The organism is Clostridium sp. MSTE9 (assembly GCF_000277625.1).
Lineage (GTDB): Bacteria > Bacillota > Clostridia > Oscillospirales > Acutalibacteraceae > Faecalispora > Faecalispora jeddahensis.
Genome location: NZ_AKFU01000035.1, coordinates 162,765 through 188,247, shown reverse-complemented (window position 1 = coordinate 188,247; position 25,483 = coordinate 162,765). Strand labels below are relative to the sequence as shown.

At 49.6% G+C, this 25,483-nt stretch carries 27 protein-coding genes; 15 read left to right on the top strand and 12 right to left on the bottom strand.

Features of this window, described 5'->3' with window-relative positions; all coding sequences use genetic code 11:
* Positions 1-70: 70 nt before the first annotated feature.
* From HMPREF1141_RS09700 to flgB, 11 genes are all read right to left on the bottom strand, one after another.
* Complete coding sequence (locus HMPREF1141_RS09700; protein ID WP_009063598.1) at positions 71-478, bottom strand: TIGR02530 family flagellar biosynthesis protein; 408 nt, start codon at positions 476-478, stop codon at positions 71-73.
* Positions 479-511: 33 nt separating this feature from the next.
* A complete protein-coding gene (locus HMPREF1141_RS09695) occupies positions 512-1,204 on the bottom strand; it encodes a flagellar hook capping FlgD N-terminal domain-containing protein (protein ID WP_009063770.1) in 693 nt (230 codons plus the stop codon).
* A 16-nt stretch (positions 1,205-1,220) separates the two neighbouring features.
* Positions 1,221-2,546, bottom strand: a complete 1,326-nt coding sequence (locus tag HMPREF1141_RS09690; RefSeq protein ID WP_009063766.1) for a flagellar hook-length control protein FliK — start codon at positions 2,544-2,546, stop codon at positions 1,221-1,223.
* Between the two features lie 52 nt (positions 2,547-2,598).
* Positions 2,599-3,039, bottom strand: coding sequence for a flagellar export protein FliJ (gene fliJ / locus HMPREF1141_RS09685; protein WP_009063531.1), 441 nt, complete (start codon positions 3,037-3,039; stop codon positions 2,599-2,601).
* 6 nt (positions 3,040-3,045) lie between these two features.
* On the bottom strand, positions 3,046-4,344 hold the full coding sequence (gene fliI, locus HMPREF1141_RS09680) for a flagellar protein export ATPase FliI (RefSeq protein WP_009064105.1): 1,299 nt from the start codon (positions 4,342-4,344) through the stop codon (positions 3,046-3,048).
* 24 nt (positions 4,345-4,368) lie between these two features.
* Positions 4,369-5,190 (bottom strand): FliH/SctL family protein, encoded by an 822-nt coding sequence (locus tag HMPREF1141_RS09675; RefSeq protein ID WP_242824583.1) that lies wholly within the window; start codon positions 5,188-5,190, stop codon positions 4,369-4,371.
* Positions 5,174-6,181, bottom strand: coding sequence for a flagellar motor switch protein FliG (gene fliG, locus HMPREF1141_RS09670; protein ID WP_009063566.1), 1,008 nt, complete (start codon positions 6,179-6,181; stop codon positions 5,174-5,176). Before fliG ends, HMPREF1141_RS09675 begins: the two co-directional genes overlap by 17 nt.
* Positions 6,174-7,856: a flagellar basal-body MS-ring/collar protein FliF gene (gene fliF / locus HMPREF1141_RS09665; RefSeq protein WP_009064256.1), complete on the bottom strand. Its 1,683-nt coding sequence runs from the start codon at positions 7,854-7,856 to the stop codon at positions 6,174-6,176. Before fliF ends, fliG begins: the two co-directional genes overlap by 8 nt.
* 64 nt (positions 7,857-7,920) lie before the next feature.
* Positions 7,921-8,217 carry a flagellar hook-basal body complex protein FliE gene (gene fliE, locus HMPREF1141_RS09660; RefSeq protein ID WP_009064150.1) on the bottom strand — a complete coding sequence of 99 codons (297 nt, stop codon included), beginning with the start codon at positions 8,215-8,217 and terminating at the stop codon, positions 7,921-7,923.
* Between the two features lie 6 nt (positions 8,218-8,223).
* Entirely contained in the window at positions 8,224-8,664 is a 441-nt protein-coding gene (flgC, locus tag HMPREF1141_RS09655; protein WP_035316956.1) for a flagellar basal body rod protein FlgC, read from the bottom strand.
* A gap of 25 nt (positions 8,665-8,689) precedes the next feature.
* The gene (gene flgB / locus HMPREF1141_RS09650; RefSeq protein ID WP_009063493.1) at positions 8,690-9,079 is read right to left on the bottom strand and encodes a flagellar basal body rod protein FlgB; all 390 of its coding nucleotides are present in this window, start codon (positions 9,077-9,079) and stop codon (positions 8,690-8,692) included.
* A gap of 405 nt (positions 9,080-9,484) precedes the next feature.
* Here flgB and HMPREF1141_RS09645 point away from each other — a divergent pair, with 405 nt between their 5' ends.
* The 7 genes from HMPREF1141_RS09645 (at position 9,485) to HMPREF1141_RS17805 (ending at position 15,887) form a co-directional block, all read left to right on the top strand.
* Positions 9,485-9,817 carry a flagellar biosynthesis anti-sigma factor FlgM gene (locus tag HMPREF1141_RS09645; RefSeq protein WP_009064264.1) on the top strand — a complete coding sequence of 111 codons (333 nt, stop codon included), beginning with the start codon at positions 9,485-9,487 and terminating at the stop codon, positions 9,815-9,817.
* A gap of 72 nt (positions 9,818-9,889) precedes the next feature.
* Positions 9,890-10,369, top strand: coding sequence for a flagellar export chaperone FlgN (gene flgN / locus HMPREF1141_RS09640; protein WP_009063586.1), 480 nt, complete (start codon positions 9,890-9,892; stop codon positions 10,367-10,369).
* Between the two features lie 13 nt (positions 10,370-10,382).
* Positions 10,383-12,107, top strand: a complete 1,725-nt coding sequence (gene flgK, locus HMPREF1141_RS09635) for a flagellar hook-associated protein FlgK (RefSeq protein ID WP_009063884.1) — start codon at positions 10,383-10,385, stop codon at positions 12,105-12,107.
* Positions 12,108-12,134: 27 nt separating this feature from the next.
* Positions 12,135-13,502 carry a flagellar hook-associated protein FlgL gene (gene flgL, locus HMPREF1141_RS09630; protein ID WP_009064369.1) on the top strand — a complete coding sequence of 456 codons (1,368 nt, stop codon included), beginning with the start codon at positions 12,135-12,137 and terminating at the stop codon, positions 13,500-13,502.
* Positions 13,503-13,517: 15 nt separating this feature from the next.
* Entirely contained in the window at positions 13,518-13,925 is a 408-nt protein-coding gene (locus HMPREF1141_RS09625; RefSeq protein WP_009064003.1) for a flagellar assembly protein FliW, read from the top strand.
* A gap of 25 nt (positions 13,926-13,950) precedes the next feature.
* Positions 13,951-14,178 carry a carbon storage regulator gene (locus HMPREF1141_RS09620; protein ID WP_242824593.1) on the top strand — a complete coding sequence of 76 codons (228 nt, stop codon included), beginning with the start codon at positions 13,951-13,953 and terminating at the stop codon, positions 14,176-14,178.
* A 227-nt stretch (positions 14,179-14,405) separates the two neighbouring features.
* The gene (locus HMPREF1141_RS17805; RefSeq protein WP_009064242.1) at positions 14,406-15,887 is read left to right on the top strand and encodes a flagellin; all 1,482 of its coding nucleotides are present in this window, start codon (positions 14,406-14,408) and stop codon (positions 15,885-15,887) included.
* 250 nt (positions 15,888-16,137) lie between these two features.
* Here the strand turns inward: HMPREF1141_RS17805 and HMPREF1141_RS09610 are convergent, their stop codons facing one another.
* On the bottom strand, positions 16,138-17,070 hold the full coding sequence (locus HMPREF1141_RS09610; RefSeq protein WP_155863583.1) for a diguanylate cyclase: 933 nt from the start codon (positions 17,068-17,070) through the stop codon (positions 16,138-16,140).
* A 738-nt stretch (positions 17,071-17,808) separates the two neighbouring features.
* Between HMPREF1141_RS09610 and HMPREF1141_RS09600 the strand changes: the two genes are divergently transcribed.
* The 8 genes from HMPREF1141_RS09600 to HMPREF1141_RS09560 all read left to right on the top strand — a co-directional run bounded on the left by HMPREF1141_RS09600 (position 17,809) and on the right by HMPREF1141_RS09560 (position 25,482).
* Entirely contained in the window at positions 17,809-18,120 is a 312-nt protein-coding gene (locus HMPREF1141_RS09600; RefSeq protein ID WP_009063479.1) for a DUF5720 family protein, read from the top strand.
* Between the two features lie 32 nt (positions 18,121-18,152).
* Positions 18,153-19,028, top strand: coding sequence for a DUF6017 domain-containing protein (locus HMPREF1141_RS09595; protein ID WP_009064244.1), 876 nt, complete (start codon positions 18,153-18,155; stop codon positions 19,026-19,028).
* Positions 19,029-19,031: 3 nt separating this feature from the next.
* Positions 19,032-19,505, top strand: coding sequence for a PcfB family protein (locus HMPREF1141_RS09590; protein WP_009063913.1), 474 nt, complete (start codon positions 19,032-19,034; stop codon positions 19,503-19,505).
* Entirely contained in the window at positions 19,502-21,274 is a 1,773-nt protein-coding gene (locus HMPREF1141_RS09585; RefSeq protein WP_009063655.1) for a VirD4-like conjugal transfer protein, CD1115 family, read from the top strand. The genes HMPREF1141_RS09590 and HMPREF1141_RS09585 overlap by 4 nt, the downstream gene beginning before the upstream one ends.
* A 291-nt stretch (positions 21,275-21,565) precedes the next feature.
* Complete coding sequence (locus tag HMPREF1141_RS09575; protein ID WP_009063708.1) at positions 21,566-21,781, top strand: Maff2 family mobile element protein; 216 nt, start codon at positions 21,566-21,568, stop codon at positions 21,779-21,781.
* A gap of 72 nt (positions 21,782-21,853) precedes the next feature.
* Entirely contained in the window at positions 21,854-22,717 is an 864-nt protein-coding gene (locus tag HMPREF1141_RS09570; RefSeq protein ID WP_009064011.1) for a VirB6/TrbL-like conjugal transfer protein, CD1112 family, read from the top strand.
* Between the two features lie 16 nt (positions 22,718-22,733).
* Positions 22,734-23,150, top strand: coding sequence for a PrgI family protein (locus HMPREF1141_RS09565; RefSeq protein WP_009063458.1), 417 nt, complete (start codon positions 22,734-22,736; stop codon positions 23,148-23,150).
* The gene (locus HMPREF1141_RS09560; protein WP_035316876.1) at positions 23,086-25,482 is read left to right on the top strand and encodes a VirB4-like conjugal transfer ATPase, CD1110 family; all 2,397 of its coding nucleotides are present in this window, start codon (positions 23,086-23,088) and stop codon (positions 25,480-25,482) included. Before HMPREF1141_RS09565 ends, HMPREF1141_RS09560 begins: the two co-directional genes overlap by 65 nt.
* Position 25,483 lies beyond the last annotated feature (1 nt).

Genomic DNA, 25,483 nt, shown 5'->3' with positions numbered 1-25,483 from the left:
CTTTTCTGTGTCCGGCGCCGTCGGGCTTATCTGTCGGTCAAAGCCCGGTAACTTCCTCTGCGAGGTCCGGTTACAATACAACGGCTCCGTCAATATTGGTAAACACGTTATCTGTCATTTCCCGATCATTCAACATGGTAACAACGGTACTGCTCGGGACATTCACAATAAATGCCGTACTTCCATCCAGAATCAGCGCATCGCGCACGCCCTTGGCTCTGGCTTTTTCTACCGCACCGCTGAGCTGTGTCAGCCGTTCGGGCGAAAGCTCAATAGAGCGGGACTCCAGTCTTTGAACAGCATGCTTTGAGAAATTCAGCTGACTGTTTTTGGAAAGCGACTGGCGTACCAGCGCAGCAAATTCACTGTTCTGGGGATTTTCCTGTGTTTTCTGCGCCTGAGACGGCGACGGATTCGTCACACCGTAGCTTGGCGGGATCAACGCGGAATAATTTTTCTTAAATTCTAAATCGTTCATAGCGACTCCTTTTTGAAAGACTCAAAAAGCAGCTCATCCTTCGGTGTCCGGATCTGTAGAACCTGATGAATCTGTATCGGGAACCGTCGTATCATCGGAGGTTTCAGGATCGGTCGGTTCCGGATCTGCATTCTGCGAAAGAACCTGGCGCACAGCCGAAAGCGTATATTTCTGACCGTCGACAACCACCATGGCCTCGCCGGAAGCAAAGGTGCAGGAAGAAACGATTCCCGTGTTCTCTACCACGTTTCCGTTCACATCATAGCCGGTGACCTGAACTTTTTTACCTACCAGAGAAGCTGCATACTGATAAGAGCCGTAGCTTGCGTCGTTGAACACTTCCATAATATTGGCAATCCCGTATGATCTGCCGTTGACTGTAACGGTCGTATCGCCGGACGAATAATCGGCCTGAGTGACGACACCCATGTCGGAGACGTACTTGCCGGTGGAATCATACATCGCGACGCTGACCTTTTTTCCAATGAGTGAGCTGCCATACTGATAGCTTGCATACTGGTTCAGGTTTTCCAGAGCCTGCAATGAAGTGAACTGTGCCATCTGAGCCACAAACTCGGTATCCTGCGTCGGGTTCAGAACATCCTGATTCGAAAGCTGTGCCGCAAGCAGGCTTAAAAACTGCTCGATGCTGAGGGAAGACGAGGAATTGGCACTGCTTCTTTTGGTGGATGCACTGCTGTAACTGTTGATTTGGCTGATATCCAATGGGACACCTCCTTCGTTATAGGATGCTGCTCTGTTCCTTCATCTGCTGAAGAACACTGAGGAAATCTTCTGTCGTTTCCTGTTCCTGATGCTGCTGACTCTGCTGCTCATCCTGCTGCTGACCGGAGGATTCCTGCTCCTGCTGGTAATAAGCGGGGGCGTCCTGCGGCGGCTGTGTCACCTGAACGGGCTGGCCTACGGCTGACTCCAGCAAAGAACGGATTTCACCGGACCCGGATGCCAGCAAGCTCTGTGTTCTGGGGCTGTCTGCCAGAATATCCACTACCAACAGGCCCTGCTCCATTTTAAGAGAAACAGAAACCTTGCCGAGATCCTGCGGGAACAGCTCCATGCGGAAGCTGTTGTTCCTGGCCTGAACATTTTTGACGATCTGTTCCGTCAGATGTGCGGCCGTACCGGCAGAAAGCTTGGACGAAGCGGAAGCATGCGCCGCAGAGGGTGCGGAAACGGAATCGTTCTGGCTGACGAACAGAGCAGCGAAATCGCTGTGCTGCTCGGAAGTGTTCCCCATTGTATCGGCGGGCTTGTCCTGCATATGGCCGGATAAGGCGGAGCCGAGATTATTCTGCTGGGTCTGCACTGGAACAGGCATTGCGGCGGCTGTGCCGGAAGCATCTGCCGAAAGAGAGGGAATTCCCTGAACCACCTGATTCCCTTTCTGCTCCGTTTTGGAAGAAGCGGAAAGCGGATCGGCTGTCTGTACCGCAAACTGCGGGAGCACCGTTTCCTGTACGATCGGCTGTACGGGCGTTTCCGTCTGCTGCGGAGTGAGGAACTGTACCGGTGATTGCACCTGCACTTGCTGGATTGTCTGCTGCACGGCAGGGGGATTCGCCGTCTGGGCTGCCGGTATGGTGGGCTGCGTCTGCAAACTTATCTGCTGCTGAAAAAGCTGCTGCAGCGTCACGCCCGTTTTTCCCGTTGCGGAACCGATGGCTGTGAGAGCTGTCTGAACGGTTTCAGAAGAAGCGGAAAGCACCTGCGGGACGGTCGCGGTCAAAGGATCTGTCGAAGACTGCACACCCTGTTCTGCGGAAGAGGCATTTCCCATCAGAAGCCAAAGCATCAGCGGAGAAACGATGTTGTTTTGCGGGCCGGCCTCCGGCAGTTTTTCTTCTTTCTCTGCGGGGAGCGCTTCTTCGCCCGACGTCTGTGTAACTGCTTTTCCGGTTTCGTCTTTCGGCGCTTTGGGCGCTTTGGACGGAAGAGAATTTTCGGCCTTTTTCAGAGCGGTTTTGAAGCTGGCTGTTTCCGGCTGAATTTTCTCTTTGGGCTCTGCCTTCGGCAGGCTGATTTGCTGTACACTGATTTGTTGCACCATTGATTTTCACCTCCTTCCAAATATTACTATATCAAATAAACTTCAGAAAGGATCAGGAAACTTTAATCCCCTGCGAAACAAATTCTTCGATTTCCAGCTCCTGCTGCCTGCGGCAGCCGGCGTTGTACTCATCGAACTGTTTGTCGCGCAGTTTTTCCAGACCGGATATCTCCTGATTCGTCTGAACGACGCTTGCCTGTTTTTCTTCCACCTTATTTCGCAGCTCAACCCGCTGCGTTTCCAGGCGTCGGATATTCAGCTCCATAGAGCGGAAGTACATTTTATAAACCGCAATGTCTCTGGCGTTCAGGCCGGAAACCATGGCACGGGACATTTCCTGATTCAATTGAGACAGTTCCAGCTTCAGGCGCTGAATCTCGTGATCAAGGTCACGCAGACCGGCCCGCAGAGCGGACAGCTCCTGCTTTTTGACATCCAGCTCCTGCTCATGAAAACGGAGGACTTTTTCCAATGTAAACACAAATTTTTTCATTCTTTGCTACATCTCTTTCATCATTTGAATGGTGTCCTCAAAAGAAAAACATTCATTCACCTGCTGGCATAAAAACTGATTGACGGAATCCATCTTTTTGACCGCCTCATCCAGGCGGAAGTTCAGCCCCGGCTTGTACGCTCCGATCGAGATCAGATCTTCGTTCTGCCGGTAAACAGAGAGCCAGTTGCGGATTTTGCCCGCGGCCTGGCGGTGATCCTCCGGCACAATATCGTTCATCAGGCGCGAAATACTGGCGTTGACGTCGATGGCCGGATAATGGTTTTTGTGTGCCAGTTCTCTGCTGAGCACGATATGTCCATCTATAATACCGCGTACGGTATCGGAAATCGGCTCGTTGGTATCGTCACCCTCTACCAGAACCGTATAGATGCCTGTAATGGAGCCTTGCTTAAAGTTGCCGCTGCGCTCGAGGAGCTTTGGCAGCTCTGAGTAAATGCCGGGCGTGTACCCGCGTGCGATGGGGGGCTCCCCCGCTGCCAGCCCGATTTCACGGTGGGCCATGGCAAATCGGGTCAGGGAATCCATCATCAGAAGGACATCTTTGCCCTGATCCTTGAAATATTCCGCGACGGCGGTAGCCACCATCGCGCATTTCAGGCGGTACATTGCCGGCTGATCCGACGTTGCCACCACCAGAACGGAACGCGCGAGACCCTCGGGGCCAAGATCCTTTTCCATGAACTCGGCAACCTCGCGCCCGCGCTCGCCGACCAGAGCAATCACATTGACATCCGCGGTGACGTTTTTGGCGATCATCCCCATCAGGGTGCTTTTTCCAACGCCGCTGCCCGCAAAAATCCCCATTCTCTGGCCTTTGCCGATGGTCAGCATCCCATCGATCGCCTTGATGCCGAAGGTAAGCCGCTCACTGATGCGGGGCCTCTCCAGCGGATTAATGTAAGCTGAATCGACCCCGTAGCGTTCTCCCATGGGGAATTCGCCCTTGCCGTCGATCGGGTGGCCGGTCGCGTCGATGATTCGCCCGATGAGGAAATCCCCAACCGGAATCCACAGCTTTCGGCCAGTGGAACGAACCAGACTGCCAAGACCTACCCCTTTCACATCGCCATAGGCGACCAGAAGAACATTCCCGTTTTTAAAGCCGACTACCTCCGACAGAACCGGAGGAGAGTCCTGTGTGCCGTCGATGGTGCAGATATCGCCGACGTTCGCAGAAATGCCGCTGACTTCAATCATTGAGCCGACAATATTGGTGACCTTCCCCTTGCAAACCACGGAGTCCATCTCCAACAGGCGCTCCAGCCGTTCGTCCAGCGTCATTTGCTCTCCCCCCTTTCCGTTTTGTTATAAGTGAAGCTCGTAAGAAATTTCCTTCAGCTGTGTCTCTACCCCTGCATCCAGCTGACGATCCGGCAAATCGATCTGGCAATCCGAATCCTCCAGTGAAGCAGAGGGCACAATGCGCAGATTTTTTGAAACCGACTGCAAACGTTCCATCAGCTGAGGATCCGCCTGAAGCAGCTCTGCGGCCCTGGGAGAAACATGAATGCACGCCCATTCCTGATCGTGATATTCCTCCAGCACACCGGACACGATCGCGGGAACTGCGATCCCGTCGCTGACCTCCTGGTGCAGCACCTTGCGGGCAATCTGCATGGACAGCGCTTCGATCCCCGACCGGAATTCCTCCAGAATCTGCAGTTTGCTCTGCTCAAGGTCTTCGATCAGCCGTGCGATTTCCACACGCTGCCGGTCGGATTGCTCCTGCAGTTCTTGGATTCCGGCCTCGCGGCCTTCCTGCAGGCCCTGCTCATAGCCCTTTTCATAGCCTTCGCTATGCCCCTTCTCAAAGCCTTCGGCACTGCCCTTGGAGAAACCCTCCTGGTAGCCTGCGGCTCTGATGCGGGACGCTTCTTCATTCATCTGCGCCGTAGATTCCCGCAGCTGATTCATGGTGTAGCTGCGGGCGTTTTCCACGATGTTTTTTGCCTGCTCCAAAGCCTCCTGCAAAATGGCTTCCTGACTTTGTCCGGCATCCCTGCGCACCGCGGGAACCCCCGCCGGCTCATTGTGCCTTTGGCTCGAGGCCAGCTCTGAAAGCTTGACCTCCCGCACCCCGGAATTGGTATATTGCGAAGCTTTGATGACGTTAGGCAATGAACTCATCCTTTCCGCCCTTCACAATCACTAGCTCGCCTTCGCTCTCCAAGCGGCGGATGATACCAACAATGCGCTGCTGCGCTTCTTCCACGTCACGCAGCCTGACATTGTGTGTATACTCCAGATCGGAGCGAACACTTTCGCTGGAACGCGTAGACATGTTTTTGAAAATTGTTTCGGCGACCTCTTTGTTGGCCCCCTTGAGCGCAAACACCAGGTCCTTGGAATCCACCTCGCGCAGGAAACGCTGGATGGACATATCGTCCAGAGCGGTAATGTCCTCGAATACGAACATTCTCTTGCGGATTTCTTCGCACAAAGCCGCGTCCTTGCGGGTCAGCTCGTCGAAGATATACTTTTCGTTTGCTCTGTCCATGTTGTTCATGATATCCGCAATGTAATTGACACCGCCGATCTCGGTAAAATCCAGAGACATGAGCGAAGAAAATTTCTTCTCAAGGTTCTGCTCTACAATTTTAACGATCTCAGGCGAAGTCCGGTCCATCGTCGCGATTCTCTCGACGACCTCAAGGCGGACATCCTTGGGCAGCTCCCCGATGACACTGGCCGCTTGATCCGCACTTGTGTAAGAGAGGATCAGAGCGATCGTCTGCGGGTGTTCATTCTGAATAATTGCGATAATGTTTTTATAATCCGCCTTGCGGATAAACTCAAACACCTTTGTCCTTAAATTGCGTGTGACCCTCTCCAGCAAAGAGCTTGCCATCTGCGGGCCGTACGCCTTCTCCAGAACATTGCGCGCGTATTCCACGCCGCCCTCTGTAATCACCTTCTGTGTCAGGCAGACCTGATAGAAGTTATCCAGCGTGTCCTCCACGTCCTGGGCGGCAAGCTGGTCGAGCCTCGCAATTTCAAAAGTAAGCTGCTCAACCTCGTCCTCTTTTAGATATTTGTAGATTTTCGAGGCATTTTCAACGCCGATCGCAACAATAACGGATGCGGCTCTCTGAGGTCCTGCCAGTTTTGTCTCACTCATTAAAGTCATCACCCCTCAGCCATGTTCTGATCAACTGGGCCGCGATTTCAGGATTCTGAGCGGCGAAATCTTTCAGCTTGCCGCGCAGAACTTCCTCTTTACCCGACCGCGCTTCACGGGATTTTTCCAGAGCTTCCAGAGCTTCTCTTTTACTCCGGAGTGCATCCTCGGCTTCTTTTCTCGCCTTTTCTCTCGCCACAACTTCCGGATCCTCCTCCTCTTCTTCCTCCGGATCCTGGCCGCTGACCGGTGTCAACTCGTAGAAGTCTTCAGGCACAGGAATCTCTTCGCCCTCGGCTTCTACCATTTTTCTCTTTCTGGCCCTGGAAACCGCCAGAAGAATGATAATCAGAAGGAGCAAAGCCGCTGCGCCGATTCCGACAAAGATCAGAATCCGGGTCATTTCGGGAGTAATCAGCCCATTCGACGCTGTTTCTGTGGCCGGCTTCTCCGCAAACGGAGCATTGTACACGACAACCTTGGAGGGATCGATCGCAGCCGCATGGGCCACCAGAGACGCAATCTGCGTGCGCTGGGTATCGTTCATCATCTCCTGATTGATCACGACTGAAATCGTCAAATCCTTAATGCTGGCCGCATCGCCCTGAACCTGTTCCTTCACCTGGCTGACCAGATATTTATACGATTTCTCGTCCTTTGTATATATGGTGTTTCCGTCCACCGTTACACCGGGATAAGTAGTGATGTCGGAGTTGGTCTCTGCCCCGGCTGCGCCGCCCGAGCCGGCGCCTGCGCGCTCCTGCTCCGTCGTTTGAGACGATTCGCTGACGACACCCGTATTTCCGTCTTCCGTCGACGGCTTATAGGTAATAATCTCCTGTATTTTTTTATCAACGTCCATCACGCTCTTCGCGGTGACTCCAACATTATTGGCTCCGAAAACGGGGCCCAGCACCTTCATGACGCTGTTTTCCACATCGCTTTCATAAGCCTTTTCGATGGTTCTTTTGAACTGGGAAAGATCCACCTGGCTGCTGCCGTCGCTTTCGCTGCCCAGCTCTTCACCGCTGGAGGTATCAATAACCGCCACATTGTCGACGGTAAGGTTCGGTACGCTTTTGGAAACCAGCTGTTTGATGCCGTTGACCTGCTTTGTATTGAGCGAGTTCTCGCCGTACAAAGTGACGGAAACAGACGCCGTGGTCTTTGCGGAATCCTGGCTCCAGGCATAGGTGTTTTCTTCCGGGATGCTGATGGTTACGTTGGCGTTCTTCACGCCGTCGAGTGTTTTAATGACCGCTTCCAGCCTCTGATTGAGCTGGTATTTCTCGATCGTCTTTTTCTCGTAATCCGTAGTCATCACATCGGTGTTCGAGGTAAAGAAATCGTAATTCGGTGCGGATTTCGGGTAACCCATATTCGCCAGGTCCATGCGCAGGGCATTCTCTTCATCCTTCGGCACCATAATCGTGCCGTTCTTTTCCTCATAATTGACGCCGCGGTTCCCAAGCTCGGTCATTACCTCAACGGCTTCCTGATGCTCCAGGCCCGGGTAAAGCACGACATAGGGCTGGCGATTCAGTAAATATGCGGCCAATACGGCAATTAATACAACTCCCGCCAAGCCGCTGATCCAAATAATTTTTCTCTTTTTCGATTGATTGCTCCAAAAGGTTTTAATCGGTTCGATATATTTTTTTAGTTGTTCATTCATGGTTCACCCTGACAGACGCCTTTCCAAACAAATGTAGTAAGAATGCGACGAAAAAGTCCGAAATCTAAACACTCATTCTCATAACTTCGTTATAAGCATCCAGCGCCTTATTTCTCAGTTGAACCAAAAGCTGAACGGACATGGTTGCTTTTTGTGATGCAATCATGATATTATGCAGGTCATCCGATTGACCGGTCGCCAGCTTATAAACCTCGTCCTGTACGGCCTGATCCGTTTCCTTCACGTTGTTTACCGCGTCCTGAAACAGGGACTGAAAGGGCAGCTCCGCCTGATCCGCAGCCTTGGTGGTCTGGTTAAGCTCGTCCAGCAATTGGATCGGCTGTATTGGTGTTATCATCATAATGATCTATCTCCCCATCTCCAAAGCTTTCACAGCCATGTTTTTCACCGCATTGAACATTGTCAGATTCGCTTCATAGGCCCGGGTAGCCGCCATCATATCCACAGTTTCCTTGACCGGGTCCACGTTAGGCATCATGACATACCCGTCTGCGTTGGCATCCGGGTGTGTCGGGTCATACACCGGCGTTAAATCGCTGGGGTCTTCCGCGACCTGAGCAACCTGCACGCCCTGGCCGACTTGCTGAAGCTGATTTTGAAAAATGCGGCGAAAACGGGACTGATCTTCCCCCTGCGTCTGAAGTACGACAAGCTTTCTGCGGTACGAACCGCCATTTTCCGTACGGGTGGTTGACGAGTTCGCCATATTTTCCGATATAACATCCATTCTGAAGCGTTCCGCCGTCAAAGCAGAAGCACTGATGTCCAAAGAACTTAAAAAAGCCAAACACATTCAGTCCTTTCTGTAATTGTTAACCCTTGCCGTCTGTGATCACATAACGCAGCCGTGAAAAATAATCGGAAAGCTCCCGCAGAGAATACATATAATTGATCTGTGTTCTCGCAAGCTCTGCATTTTGCTGCTCCGCATCCACATTGTTGCCGTCCATCCGCTGGGACAAAGCCTGCGAAACCGTTACCTGCGGCTGCGTACTGTCAATCGCCTGCAACTGCTCCGATCTTTTTTGCGATGATTGCGAAGAAAAGCTCTTTTGCAATTCCTCTTCAAAGCTGACCTCCCTGCTTTTGTAGCCGGGGGTTTCCCAGTTTGCCAGATTACCGGAAATCGCCTGCTGACGCATCCAAAGTCCGTTCAAATCCTTGGTTAAAAGATTGATGGGAACACTGTTCAGCCAGTCCATAGATACACCTCTCACTTTCCGACCCAATTTTATTAAAATTCTCTAAAAAAACTTTAAAAAAGGAAGAATAATTTGAGTCTTATTCGACTCCAAAATTTGTATAAACTATTAAGTTTTTGTGACCGGATTTAAACTAATTATATACATCGAATCGACAATAGTCAACTTATTTCTGCAAAGTTTAACCTATTATTCCTACATTATTTTCCAAACTTTTGCCTTTGAAAAACCACATCTATTAATGTAAAAGAAAATGGAAAAAAAGCCACGGTTAAAAATGCAAGAATTGTTTCATAAAAATACGGCTATTTCTGGCAGAACCCTATAAAAATAATCTTGCAGTTGCCAAAAATCCACTAAACTGTTATGTGTTTGTGCCGATATTATGGTTATGAGGTGAATGAGATGAGAATTGAGAATCAAGGATACGTGTCAAATACGGCCAGCAGCGGCTATGTGAATAAAGCGTCACAGAACAGCGAGCTGAACCGCCAGCAGACAAACGGAGCAAAGCTGGATAAAATCTCTGCCCCGTCCAGACGCGACACGATTGAAATTTCTCAGCGCTCTCAAACAGAGCGCCCCACTCTTGTACAGGCCAAGGAACAGATCGTCACCAGCCTGCATCAGGAAAAAAGCACGGAATTTCTGGAAGACTTGAAATCCAGAATCGCGTCCGGAGATTACAAAATAGATCCTTACGAGCTGGCTGGCCTTTTGCTGGACGAAAGCATCTGATCGGCCGGGCTTCTTTATTACAATAATACGACCTTCAGGGCCGCTGAACCCCCAACAGCAAGGAGCGATAGGATGGATCGGGCATTATCGGAAGAATTTGTGGACTTCCTGAGTCGTTATCTGGTACTTTTTCAGGAGTTCTTCGCTTTGGAAACACAAAAATATCAGGACATCTCTCAGGGACAGATCGACAAGCTGAATGATCATGTAAAAGTAGAAGAAGTGTTTATGCTGAGATCCAAAGGGATGGAGGCGGAGCGCGAACGGCTGATGCAGCGCACACAGGTTTCGGTGTCCACCTTCCGCGAGCTTCTTCCCCACTTTGATCCTGACATACGGCAGCAGGCGGAAGAACTCTTCGACGACTTTTCCGCTGTGATCATAGAGCTGAAAGAAATGAACCTGCGCTGCAACTATTTGACTGAGCTGCGGCTTCGACGAGTGGATGCGGCGCTGAAAAAAATGAAAAAGCAGCCTGAGCTGCAAAAAAAATATGACGCGAAAGCCAGAGAGGAATTGAATTCCGCCGGCTTTATTTCGAAAAAAGTATAAGGAGCGCAAAATCATGGCGTCTAGCTTTTCTTCTTACTATGTGGCACGAAGCGGTATCCAGAATGCGCAGTACAATCTGCGGATCACCGGACAAAACATGTCTAATGTAAATACTACCGGCTACACCCGGCAGCGTCTGGATTCCTATGCGGTCGGTTCTTCCGGCAACAATATGCGGTATGCCAACGTGTCGGATCTGGCGATTGGCGGAGGTGTAGATGCCAAGGGCGTTTCTCAGCTGCGCGACCCTTATTTGGATGTACGCTATCGTCTGGAAAGCGGAAAGGTATCGAAATCCGGTACGGAAGTCAACACGCTGAGCAGCATCGAAGACATTTATGATGAAATCAGCACAAACGGCATCAACAGCCAGATTACCGATCTGATCAAGCAGCTGAACACTCTGGCCGGCTCCCCTGCCGACACCAACCTTGAAACGATTGTGAAAAACTCGGCCCTTTTGCTGACACAGGCCTTTCACAATGCCGCCGAACAGCTGTCACAGGTACGCAAGCAGGAGACGGATTCCTTTTTAAGCTCCGGCATCGACCAGGCCAACAGCCTGCTGCAGAATATTGCTCAGCTGAACCGTGAAATTAAAAGCTGCGATATTTCTCAGGTTCCGGCCCTTGAGCTGCGCGATCAGCGCAATCAGCTGCTCGACCAGCTGAGCCAGCAGTTCAATATCAGGGTTTCGAGCTCCACCGTTTCGATCGGTGCGGGACGCACCGTGGAAGAATTGCAGGTACATCTGGTGAACGGAAACGACTCCATTCAGCTGATTGACAACGATCAGTATATGCAGTTTGAGGCCGCTCAGAATCAGGACCAGATTGAATACACCGGCGATGGCACGGACGGCAATTCTTATGTATATAAAACAAAGGAACTGAATGTTTCCGTTTATATGCGTGACTATAATGGTGAGCTGATCAAAAATACAGACGGCTCCACTCATGTTTTTAACGATGATCTGACAACCGGCGTGTTCGGCGGATATCTCTCCATGCTGAACGACAGCGGCGAGTTCGACGCATACTCTGGCGGCACCATTCAAATGGGAAATCCGTCTGTAGACGTAACAACAGGCGCTTTGCCGACCACTACCCGCGGAATTGGCTATTATGAAAAGATCATGGACAAGCTCGCGCAGGATTTGGCCAAGACCCTGAATGACGTCAATGCGGTCACCACGACCATCACCGACCCGGACGATCCCACAAAGACGACGACCACGACGGTGGAGAAGCCGCTGTTCTCTTCCAGCGACGGAGCAGGAACCACCATTACCGCGGCGAACATTTCCATTTCTGACGAGTGGAGCAAGGCGACAGGAAACTATATCACCGCTACTAAGGATGAAACACTGGATGGTGTGGACAATTCCAGCAGCGGAAAAAACATCCTGTACATGGTGCTTCAATTCTCAAAAGAGAAGACATTTTCTACCGACGATGGGATTTCACTGTTTACGTCTTCCCTGAGCTCGTATGTATCGAAGGTTTCCACCACACTTGGCCTCGATATTAAAACCGCTACCAATGCAAATGAAACATATTCAGCAAACCTGAATAACATCGATACCCAGAGAGCTTCCATTTCTTCTGTGGATCTGAACGAAGAAGGAATCAATCTGGTCATGTTCAACCAAGCCCTGACGGCCTCCTCACGCTTCATGACGACTATGGACGAAGCAATGGATACCATCATCAACAAAATGGGCGTCGTTGGCCGCTGATATGGAACGAACGGAGGGTAATGCATTATGAGAATTACAATGGGCATGATTGCCGGTCAATATTCAAAAAATCTGAACACCTCACTGAACAACTTTAACGTGGCCTCCAGAAGAGCCACCACATACCGCAGTTTTGAAAGAACCTCTGAAAACCCGTTCGCGGCCACAAAGCTGTATCGTTTTCGCCGGGAGATGGCTGAAAACGAAACCTATCAGGATTCTTTGGGCGATGTGGACAGCCAGCTAATGACGGCTCAGAGCGCGATGCAGTCTATTTACAGCATTGTCAGCAGTGCGGAAAGCGGCGACGTCATTCAGGCCATTACCGGCACGATGTCGGAAAGTGACCGTACGATCATCGCAAATAAAATGCGCCAGATGCAGCAGGCATTTCTCTCTCCCCTGAATACAAAGTTTGGAGAGAAGTATCTGTTCGGCGGCACTGAAATGACCGAAGCGCCTTTTTCTGTCAATGACAGCGGGGAGCTGTTATATCGCGGAATTAATGTGAACACCGGGAAAATAGAAACCGGCCCAGCGGCCAATTTCAACGGAACACTGATCGAGTTCAATTCCTCGTCTTCCGACCCTATCACTGATCCCGACACCGGCTATACCATTAAAGATGGAATTGTTTTAAAGATAGCAGACAGCGGTGCCGGCAGCGAAACCAACATTTCCATTTCAGATGATTATATTACAATTAAAGCGGACCTGTCGAAATATAAAACGAATCAGGATTTGCTGAATTTGATTAAAGGATATGACAAAATAGATTTTTCAAAAATTCGCATCTCCGGCGATATGAACCGTTCTATTTCCGTTTCCAACGGCGCAGGCGGATATCAGGAGATTGTTTCCGCCTCTCTGACCAGCTCCATTGGTCAGGATGGACTTTCTGCCCTTGCAAATGAAGAAGTTCTGGTCAATCTGGGATTGGGTCTGAAAACTACCGCCGGAGCAAACAGCACCACAATCAACTCGCAGAGCGCGTTCAATTCTGCGATCCCCGGCATCTCTTTTCTGGGCTACGGGCAGGACAGCTCGGGGATTTCGGGCAACCTTTACACGCTGATGGGACAGATCGCAGACCAATTGGAAAGCGACGATTTCTCCATGGAAAATATCCAGCCTTACCTGGACAAGTTCGGTGAGAAGAGCGACGCTCTGCTGGGCGAAATTACGAAATCCGGTTCGAAATCAAACTTTTTAAGCACAATGAAAACCAACCTGGAATCGATGGGTGATTCTCTGTTGGAGCGCGCGGAAGACATCGAGTATGTAGACCCCGGAGACGCTATTATGGATTTCTACATGCAGCAGTACGCTTATAATGCGGCTCTCTCAATGGGTACCAAAATACTCAGCAAATCGTTTATCGACTTTATGACCTGACAGGAGTAAGCGGATATGGAAACGAGCCAGGAATCCCGCAATATTATAACTTTTCCCGAGGGCCTTTTGGGCTTTGAGGAGATTCATGAGTACCTTTTGTTTCATGAGGACGAAGAGAACGTTCTGTGGAGCCTGACGGCCGCCAATGACAGCCAGATTCCGTCTTTTATTGTCATAGACCCTTTTACGATCCGTGAGGATTATAATCCAAGCCTTTCTGAGAGGGACTTGGAGCTGCTGGGCAACCCTCAGCCGGAGGATCTGTGCTTTCTGGTCATTGCTGTGATCCGTTCTCCCCTTTCCGATTCCGTGGTGAATCTGAAAGCCCCGATTGTGATTAATATTTACAATCAGCATGCAAAGCAGGTGATTCTGGAGGATGCGGAATATCCTCTGCGCTACCGGCTTTTTGACGGCCGTTGATGAGAAGGAGGGAACCGCTTTGCTGGTGATTAGCAGAAAAGTATCGGAATCCATCCTGATCGGCGACAATATTGAAATCCGCATTTCCGAAATCAGCGGCGACCGGGTCAAGCTGGCGATCAGCGCGCCGAAAGAGGTTCGCATTACGCGAAAAGAGCTGCTGGAAACCGCTTCTATCAATCGCGAGGCGGGCGAAAAACTGCAGGCGCAAACTTTAGCCGAATTGAAAGATTTATTAAAACAAAAAGAATGAAAATTTTCTCATCTTGGTACTAAACTTTTCCAGATCCGCACCGAAATATAGATTAGAACCGAAAACAAAAACGGTTCTCACATTCACTTGGTATCTCTTCCCCGAGGGCAGGGCCCGCTCTAGTGGGAGTGGTGCATAAATCAAAAGGCAAGGGCACGGACGCCCTTTCCCTATACCGCAGGGATTTCACCCGCGGAATAAAAACAAAATTTCAGGAGGAAAAAATTATGCGTATTCAGCACAACATTTCCGCGCTTAACGCGAACAGACAGTTGGGCATCAACAACAACAACGTTGCGAAGAACCTTGAGAAGCTTTCTTCCGGCTATAAAATCAACCGTGCGGGTGACGACGCTGCCGGTCTTGCGATTTCTGAGAAGATGCGTTCCCAGATCCGCGGCCTGGATCAGGCGACCAACAACGCCAACGACGGTATCTCTCTGGTACAGACCGCTGAGGGCGCTCTGAACGAGACTCACAGCATTCTGCAGAGAATGAAGGAACTGGCTACTCAGTCCTCCAACGGTACTTACCAGAATGACGTAGACCGTGAGAACATTCAGAAGGAAGTTGATGCTCTGAAGAGTGAAATCGACAGAATTTCTACTTCCACCAACTTCAATAAGATTAACCTGTTGGATGGCAGCCTTAAAGCCTATACAGCTTCCAGTGCAACAACAGCAACTGCTGATGCTGTCACTGTGACGGCTGCAACTGCTACTGCAAGCCAGGCCAAATTGGCCGGTGCGATGGGCGATGGTGATGGAAGTGCATCGAACATTACCTTTAAGTACCTTTCTGGTTCTGAAGTAAAAGAAGCTACTATTAGTTATACTTCTACTGGCGCTACAGGTAATGAGGCAGCTTTCAAGACAGCATTTGAAGCGAGTGATCTGGGTTCTCTCTTTACCTATGATACTACCACTCATTCTTTCGTTTCCAAAGAAAAAGGTGTTAGTGCACCTCAGATGCTTTCCGTTACTGCTAATGCAACTGCTTCTGGCATAACTACAGCAGGCGCTACTTATACTGCTGGTACTTCCGGCAAGGAAAGTATTGAGCTTGATCCTACTAAGTTGTCTGCCGGTGATACGATCACTATCGGCGGCAAAGTGTATGAATTCCAGACAGCCGATAAAGTAAATAATGTTGCTTCTGGTAATACTGCTGTGGTAATCGGAACTGGTGCTACTGCTCTTGCTGACACGAGTAAAAATCTGGAAGAAGCTCTGAAATCTAACGGCGTTACTTCTGCTGATGGTACTACTACCGCTGGTACAGTAACAATTAATGCTTCTGAGATCGGCGATAAAGGCTTAAAATTGCAGATCGGTGCAGGAGCTACGAAAGATCAGCAGGTTTCTCTGAATATTGGTGATATGAGCTCTAAAGGCCTTAGCATCAGCAACATTAGTGTTGCTTCTCAGGATAGTGCTTTGGAAGCAATTTCCACAATTGAAAATGCTATCAACACTGTTTCCGGTACTCGTGCTGACCTGGGTGCTCTGCAGAACCGCCTCGAGCACACCGTGAACAACCTGGGTGTAACCAGCGAGAACCTGACCAGCGCCGAGAGCCGCATTCGCGACGTCGACATGGCGAAGGAAATGATGGAGATGACCAAGAACAATGTTCTGACTCAGGCTGCGCAGTCCATGCTGGCTCAGGCCAACACTCAGCCCCAGAGCATCTTGAAGCTCCTCCAGTAATTGACTTTCTTTTCGAACTTGATTTAGCTTACCCGGAAACGGGATTGAGAAGGCAGACAGCTTCGGCTGTCTGCCTTTTCTTTTTCTCTTCCCCACTTCAGAAGTCAGATCAGAAGCTTTGTACTTTTGTCCAGTGGCGGTCCCCTTTTTAACGCGCTTTTGTCGGCTGATAAGTGAGTTCTATAAAATAAAAAATAGAAACAAAGTAATAAAAAAAGAAGCATACAAGATTTCTCTCATACACTTCTCCCTATTCACACTGTGCCTGATTGCGTCCATTCTGTTTGGCCAGATACAGCTTTTTGTCAGCCCGTTCTACCAGCGCGGCCGGGCTCTGCTGCGGCTGAGGCTGCATAGACGCCGACCCGAGGCTGATACTATGAGCACAAGGGCTCTGGCACTTCACAGCCGAAAGCAGCATTTGGTTTACGCTCGTCACCAGTCTCTGTGCAAGGCCTCTCGCCCTTTCTGCTGGCAGACCGGGAAGCAATATGGCAAATTCATCGCCACCATACCGGTAAAAAAAATCCGTGACGGATTTTAGCTCTTGTTTTAGAGTTTGCGCCACTATTTGCAGCATGAAATCCCCGTGCCGATGCCCATAAGTATCATTATACTCTTTGAATTTATCAACATCCAGCATGATCATGCTCAGCCTGCTGCGCTCGCGTGCCGCACGGCTCCATTCATACTGCAGCTGAATATCAAACGCACGCCGGTTGGCGATCCCGGTCAGGCCATCCATCAAACTAAGGTGCTCAATCGTCTGAATCTGCCTGATAATATGAATCTGCGTATTCACACGGGCCAAAACAATCGCGTTTTTAAATGGCCGTTTGATATAATCCACTGCTCCGAGCAGAAAGCCTTTTTCCTCGTCTTCATCGCTGTCAAGCCCTGTGATAATAATGACCGGAATATTACGGGTGTCTTCAGATTGTTTCAATGTAACAAGAACATCAAATCCATTTGCATCCGGCAGGATGATATCGAGCAGAATCAGATGCGGCTCAAAGATATGCACCTTTGCCAGCGCATCTTCTGCTGTTGTCGATGTCACAATCGTATAACGGCTCTCCAGAATCTTTCGCAGAACCATCTGATTGAATAGGCTGTCTTCAACGATCAGTATTTTATATTTTGTTTTCTCAGCACCCTCATCAAACACATTCTTCTCCTCCACGCTCTCCCATTCTTATATGTATATCCATCTCTTTGGCTGCTGGAGTGATTCTCGATATTCCTTACACATTGTATCAGAAATATTTCACCTTCACAAGGAATGTTTCGCAATTATTTGTAAATTTCGACTTAAATATTCTAGATTATAAGTTATTTTCGACCAACTGGCCTGAAATTTTTCTTCAGACGATGCTTGGCCAAATTTTTTTATAGTATTGTGACCTCTGTCCCAAGCTCTCATATGATAGTATGTACCCTACTGCTTTGATCAAAACCTTGGGTAACTTTATAAAAAAAATGAGGGTAGCATAATGGCATATTTCGAACCGGAGATGAGAATATACGGAAGTTGTAATCCTTGCCAGCCAAGTCAGCCAAGTAATGTAGTATGCTGCTGTGGTACTGCCGGGCCAACTGGACCTACCGGGCCTACCGGGGCAACAGGAGCAACCGGGGCAACCGGCCCTGCCGGACCTGCGGGCGCTACAGGCGCAACTGGGCCCGTTGGACCTACCGGCGCTACGGGCGCAACCGGGGCAACTGGCCCCGTTGGACCGACTGGCGCTACGGCTACATACATTTATGCTCAAAGCTGAAAAAGCCTTTGTTTACAAGGGTTTAGCACAACAATAAAATATTACGAATAACCGAATAACCACACAAAACGCTATCTAAAAGGCAGACAAGCCTAAGGATAGCGTTTTTTTATACCCATTTTCAAGAAAGGAGCTATTGCAATATGAACAAAGAAAAAACCATCGGTGAACTGCTGGAAGAAGCGCGGAAGAAATCCGGTGCACCTAAACTGGCAGGGCACGACATTATGGACCTGGAGCGTTTCGCTCCCGATACCCGGCACATGATTGTCTTTGATGTGCTTTCCCATGAGTCTCCTGTTGGCTTCAAGGGTGAGCGTATGCGTCTGTTTCTGACGGATGAGGGATATAAGAAAGCCCTGGCCTCTCAAGGGCGCAATGAAATTAAAATCAGAAACCATGCCAGGGTAACAGCCGGTCATCTGCACTACGACCATAAAGACCGTGACCTCTAACGGTCTGCCGCCCGGAAAGGAGTTGATGGAATATGGCGGTATTCCGCATAGAAAAGACACGGGATTATACCGTAATGGCAAATCACCATTTGCGAAATACGGCGCTGTCGCTCAAATCAAAGGGGCTTCTCTCCCTCATGCTGTCCCTGCCGGAAGATTGGGACTACACCACAAAAGGGCTTGCCCGGATATGTAAAGATGGCGTGGACAGCATTTGTGCCACGATTAAGGAATTGGAGGAACAGGGATATATCATTCGTGAGCGTATCCGCAATTCCAAAGGACAACTCACCACGATTGAATATACCATTTTAGAACAGCCAAAACCGCCTTTACCTAAACAGGAAAATCCAGTTTTGGATAATCCAATCTTGGGCAGTCCTAAACAGGTTTCCCCTGAACAGGAAAATCCCGCACAATTAAATACGAAGAAATCAAGTAACCAAAAATCAAATACTGATTTATCAAGTACGGAACCATCAAATCCTATCCAATCAAATCCATATGAGCCGCAGGCGGCGGCTGGGATAGGAATGGATACGAGAGAAACATACCGTGAAATCATTTTAGAAAATATCGAGTATGGCACTCTCATCCAGGACCGTAAACTTGACCGTGACCGCCTGAATGAAATCGTGGAACTGCTTGTGGATACGGTATGCTCCGCAAGGCAGACCATCTGCATATCCGGGGATGACTTCCCCGCCGAAGTCGTGAAATCCAGGCTTTTGAAGCTGGACAGCAGCCATATCCAATATGTGCTTGACTGTATGGCAAGCAATACCACCTATGTCCGCAATATCAAAAAATATCTGCTGGCGGCGCTGTTCAATGCCCCGGCCACTATCGGAAATTATTACTCTGCCCTGGTAAACCATGACTTGTACGGCAGCGGAGAAAGGAGATAGCCCATGCAGGAAGAAGTGACGCAAAAAACCATAGCCCTGTCCATTCAGGCAACAAGGCTGACCGCCTCTGTTTTACAGAAAGCATTAAAAAAACTGCTGAAATCAGGCAGGAATAAACTCGCTCAGCCGAACAGGGGTAAACAGACCTTGCGGCAGCTTATGAAGCATAACACAGGCGTTTCCAATATCGAAATCACCAATGACAATATCAAAGCCTTTGAGCATACGGCGAAAAAGTACGGTATCGACTTTGCCCTGAAAAAAGATATTTCCACACACCCGCCCCGTTACCTGGTGTTTTTCAAAGGCCGGGACGCGGATGTGCTGACAGCGGCATTCAAGGAGTTTTCCGCAAAGAACCTTGACCATGAGAAAAAGCCCTCCATCCGCAAGCTGCTCTCTCAAATGCGGGAGAAAGCGAAGCAGCACAGGCAGCGGGAAAAAGTGAAAACCAAAGACAGGGGGCAGGAGCTATGAACATAAATATCAAGAAAATTATTTTGCCGAACCTGCCCTATGTGCTGTTTGTATGGCTGTTTGATAAAGCCGGACAGGCGTTCCGGCTGGCCCAGGGCGCGGACCTCTCGGCTAAAATCCTGAACCTGGGCGGCGGTTTCTCAGCGGCCTTTGAAAGCATGGCGCCCTCATTCCATCTGCTTGACCTCTGTATCGGGATTGCCGGTGCAGTGATTATCCGGCTGGTAGTATATTTCAAAGGCAAAAATGCTAAGAAGTACCGCCAGGGCATGGAGTACGGCTCCGCCCGGTGGGGAAATGCCCAGGATATTGCCCCGTACATGGACAGTGATTTTTTCAACAACGTCATTCTCACGCAGACGGAACGTCTTACCATGTCCAGCCGCCCGAAGAACCCGAAGTACGCCAGGAACAAGAATATCCTGGTGATCGGCGGCTCCGGCAGCGGCAAGACCCGTTTTTTCTGTAAGCCGAATTTAATGCAATGTAACTCTAAAGCATTTCCTGTCAGCTATGTAGTTACCGACCCAAAGGGGACTATCCTTGTAGAGTGCGGAAAACTCTTACAGCGCAGCGGATACCGGATAAAAGTGCTGAACACCATCAATTTCAAGAAATCCATGCACTTCAATCCCTTTGCGTATGTCCGTTCCGAAAAGGACATTTTGAAGCTGGTAAATACCATTATTATGAACACCAAAGGGGACGGGGAGAAAGCCGGTGAAGATTTTTGGGTGAAAGCAGAACGGCTTTTGTACTGTGCCCTTATCGGCTACATCTGGTATGAGGCCCCGGAGGAAGAAAAGAACTTCATTACCCTGCTGGACCTTATCAACGCTTCCGAAGCAAAAGAGGATGACGAGGAATACCAAAGCCCCGTTGACCTGCTTTTTTCTCAGTTGGAAGAAAAGGACCCGGACCATTTTGCCGTGAAGCAGTATAAAAAATATAAGCTGGCGGCAGGTAAGACAGCGAAATCCATTTTGATTAGCTGCGGCGCCCGCCTTGCCCCATTCGATATAAAAGAACTCCGTGACCTGCTGGAATATGACGAGCTCGAACTTGATACCCTGGGCGACAGAAAAACCGCCTTATTCCTGATTATGAGCGATACGGATACGACCTTTAACTTTGTCATAGCCATTCTGCAAAGCCAGTTGTTCAATCTTCTTTGCGATAAGGCGGATGACGTATACGGCGGGCGGCTGCCCATTCATGTGAGGTGCATTTTAGACGAATTTGCCAACATCGGGCAGATACCCAATTTCGATAAACTCATAGCGACCATCAGAAGTCGGGAAATCTCGGCTTCTATTATTTTGCAGTCGCAATCACAATTAAAGTCCATTTACAAGGACGCCGCGGATACCATAGCCGGTAACTGCGACACGGCCTTGTTTCTGGGAGGCAAGGAGAAATCTACCTTGAAAGAAATCTCGGAGATATTGGGAAAGGAAACCATTGACAGCTTCAATACCTCCGAAAACCGGGGCACGCAGGTTTCCCACGGCCTCAACTATCAGAAATTAGGAAAGGAGTTGATGACCCAGGACGAATTGGCGGTAATGGACGGCGGCAAGTGTATTTTGCAGGTGCGGGGCGTGAGGCCGTTTTTCAGCGATAAGTACGATATAATGCGCCACCCGAACTACAAATACCTTGCCGACGCCGACAAGAAAAATGAATTTAATATTGAACGGTACATGAAAAAGAAAATACCTGTCGTAAGGCAGGATGAACCTTTTGACTTGTACGAACTGGAAATATAAAAAGAGCCCGGAGGCTCATTTTTTGTGGTTGTTGCCCTGCTGGTTGCCATACAACCCTGCTTACCAAAGCTCCCCGCGGTTCCAAGCAGGGCAACGAGAAATATTGCTAACATAGACATCCACTCCTTTAATTTGGGAAAAAGATTAGTTGCAATTTCTTGTATTATTGCTTCTGCGAAAGCAGAAAGCGTAAACACAAGCGGTGTAATGGCAATGTTGGGAAGTGCGGGAATTGAACCCACACAGAGGAACATGCTGAAAAAATTATAACATGAAAGAGAGGAAAAATATATGGCGTTTTTTAATTCCGCAGTTGACGTACTGCAAACCCTCGTTATCGCATTGGGCGCAGGCCTTGCGGTTTGGGGCGCAATCAATTTGATGGAGGGATATGGAAATGATAATCCGGGTGCGAAAAGTCAAGGCATGAAGCAACTTATGGCGGGCGGTGGCGTTGCCCTTATCGGGCTTGTGCTTGTGCCTCTGCTCTCCGGCCTGTTCGGTTAATTCCGTGGGCTTACATTCTTCCGTACCCTCCCGCTTCATGCGGGAGGGCTGCGGGAAAGGAGGCGGTTTTGATTGATATTAGACATGATTAAAGAATGGTTCCGGGAACTTTTGATTGACGGTATCATCAGCAACCTGTCGGGAATGTTCGATACGGTGAATACCAAAGTGGGAGAAATCGCCGGTGAAGTAGGCATGACGCCCTCCGCATGGAACGGCAGTATTTTTTCCATGATACAAAGCCTTTCGGAAACCGTCATCCTCCCCATAGCCGGTATCATTCTGACCTTTGTCATGTGTTACGAACTGATACAGATTGTCATTGAGAAAAACAATCTCCATGACATAGACACCTGGATATTCTTTAAGTGGATTTTCAAGACAATGTGTGCGGTGCTGCTGGTAACGAACACCTGGAATATCGTCATGGGAATTTTCGACCTGACGCAGCATGTGGTAAATCAAAGCGCCGGGGTGATTATCTCCGACGCGGGCATTGACATTACAAGCACCATAGCCGACCTGGAAACAAGGCTTGCGGACTGGAGTATCGGGAGCCTTTTGGGACTGTGGTTCCAGAGTATCTTTGTGGGGCTTACCATGAACATCCTTTCCGTGTGTATTTTCCTTGTGATTTACGGGCGCATGATTGAAATATATCTTGTGACCTCAATCGGGCCTATCCCCCTTGCCACAATGGTAAACCGGGAATGGGGCGGCATGGGGCAGAACTATTTGAAATCACTGTTTGCCCTGGGGTTTCAGGCGTTCCTTATCATGGTGTGCGTCGGTATCTATGCGGTGCTGGTACAGACTATCGCCGTGGACGACGACATAACGGGAGCGATATGGGCCTGCATGGGGTACACGGTGCTTCTCTGCTACACATTGTTCAAAACGGGCAGCCTGGCGAAAAGCCTGTTTGCCGCCCATTAAAGGAGGTGTTTTTTTATTGGCCTATGTAACGGTTCCGAAAGACCTAACCAAAATAAAAAGCAAGGTGCTGTTCGGCCTTACCAAACGGCAGCTTGCGTGTTTTTCCCCGGCGGTGCTTATGGGAGTGCCGCTTTTCTTTTTGCTCAAAGGCAGCACCGGAACGAGTGCGGCGTCTTTCTGCATGATACTTGTCATGCTTCCCTTTTTCCTGCTCGGCATGTATGAGCGGAACGGGGAGCCTCTGGAAGTCATTGCGAAGCATTTTATCCGTACAAAATTCCTGCTTCCCAAAGAGCGTCCCTATCAAACCAACAATTTCTATGCCGTTCTTATGCGGCAGAACAGATTGGAAAAGGAGGTAAAAGCCATTGTCAAAAACAAAAAGAACCACCTCACGGCAAAAACTGACCCGTGCGCAAAGGCGGGAAATTGAAAGAATTATCCGTGAGGCCAAAGGCGACGGAAAGCCCCATTCGGCCCAGGACAGTATCCCTTTTGAAATGATGTACCCGGATGGACTTTGCAGGCTGAATGAAAAATCCTACTCAAAGTGCATTGAGTTTGAGGACATCAATTACCAGCTTGCGGGGGCGGACGATAAAACCGCAACCTTTGAAAATCTCTGCGATTTCTACAACTATTATGACGCCTCTATCGGTATTCAGCTTTCCCTTATCAGCCGGTACGCCAACAAGGAGGATTTTGAACAGTCCATTGAGATACCGCCCCAGGGGGATGACTTTGACAGTATCCGGACGGAGTACACCGCCATGCTTAGGGGGCAGCTTGCAAGGGGAAATAACGGGCTCATTAAAACAAAATTCCTGACCCTCACCATAGAGGCGGACAATATCCAGGCTGCCAGAAGCAGGCTGGCCCGGATTGAAACGGACAGCCTCAATCATTTCAAGGTGATGGGGGCGGCGGCAAGGGTACTGAACGGCAAACAGCGCCTTGCCCTCCTGCATGGGATTTTCCACCCGGACGGTGAGAGATTTACCTTTGAATGGGGCTGGCTACCGCAAAGCGGTTTGTCGGTGAAAGATTTTATCGCTCCGTCCTCTTTTCAATTCGGAAACAGCCGCACATTCCGTATGGGTAAAAAGCTGGGCGCCGTTTCATTCCTGCAAATTCTGGCGCCGGAACTCAACGACCGTATGCTTGCGGATTTCATGGAGGCGGACAGTGGTATCATTGTGAACCTGCATGTCCGCAGTATCGACCAGAACGAGGCCATCAAAACCATCAAGCGAAAAATTACAGACCTGGACGCCATGAAGATAGCGGAGCAGAAAAAAGCCGTCCGCTCTGGCTACGACATGGATATAATCCCCTCTGACCTTGCCACTTACGGCGGAGAAGCAAAGAATTTGCTCCATGAACTGCAAAGCAGGAATGAAAGAATGTTCCTCTTGACATTCCTTGTTCTGAACCTTGCGGATACGAAGCGGAAACTGGAAAATGCGGTATTTCAGGCTTCCGGTGTGGCGCAGAAATACAACTGCCAGCTTGTGCGCCTGGATTTCCAGCAGGAGGCGGGGCTTATGTCATCCCTGCCCCTGGGCCTCAATCAAATCCATATCCAAAGGGGCCTCACCACAAGCAGCACCGCCATATTCGTACCGTTCACCACCCAGGAGCTTTTTCAAAGCGGAGAAGCCCTTTATTACGGGCTGAATGCTTTAAGCAACAACATGATACTGGCGGACCGCAAGAAATTAAAGAATCCAAACGGGCTCATCCTGGGCACACCGGGCAGCGGCAAATCCTTTTCAGCAAAAAGGGAAATCGTCAATGTGTTCCTGATTACCCAGGACGATATTATCATCTGCGACCCGGAGGCAGAATATTTTTCCCTGGTGGGAACCCTCCACGGCCAGGTCATACGCATATCCCCAACCAGTACGCAGCATGTGAACCCTATGGATATAAACCTCAACTACTCCGAGGACGACAGCCCCCTTGCCCTGAAATCCGATTTTATCCTTTCTCTGTGCGAACTGGTGGTGGGCGGCAAGAACGGGCTGGAGCCGGTGGAGAAAACCGTGATTGACCGTGCCACCCGCAATGTGTACCGTGGATACCTGGCCGACCCGAAGCCGGAGAACATGCCGGTTTTGCAGGACCTTTACAACGAAGTGAAGCGGCAGCCGGAGCCGGAGGCGCAGCGTATCGCTTCCGCTTTGGAGCTCTATGTAACGGGCAGCCTCAATGTGTTCAATCACCGTACCAATGTGGATATTGAAAACCGCCTTGTCTGCTTTGACATTAAGGAGCTTGGAAAGCAGCTTAAAAAACTTGGTATGCTCGTTATCCAGGACCAGGTATGGAACCGTGTCACCGTCAACCGGGCGGAGGGCAAGGCGACCCGGTACTATATGGATGAATTTCATCTGCTCCTAAAGGAAGAACAGACCGCCGCCTATTCCGTTGAAATCTGGAAGCGTTTTAGGAAGTGGGGCGGCATACCCACAGGTATCACACAAAATGTCAAGGACCTCCTGGCCTCCCGTGAGGTGGAGAACATTTTTGAGAATTCCGACTTTGTGTATATGCTCAACCAGGCGGCGGGCGACAGGGAGATTTTAGCGAAGCAGCTTAACATTTCACCGCAGCAGCTATCCTATGTGACCCATTCAGAGGCCGGAGAGGGCCTCATTTTTTATGGCAATGTCATTCTGCCGTTCATTGACCGTTTCCCCCAGGATACGGAGCTTTACCGCATTATGACGACAAAACCCGAAGAAGTGAAAGGAGAAAACTGAA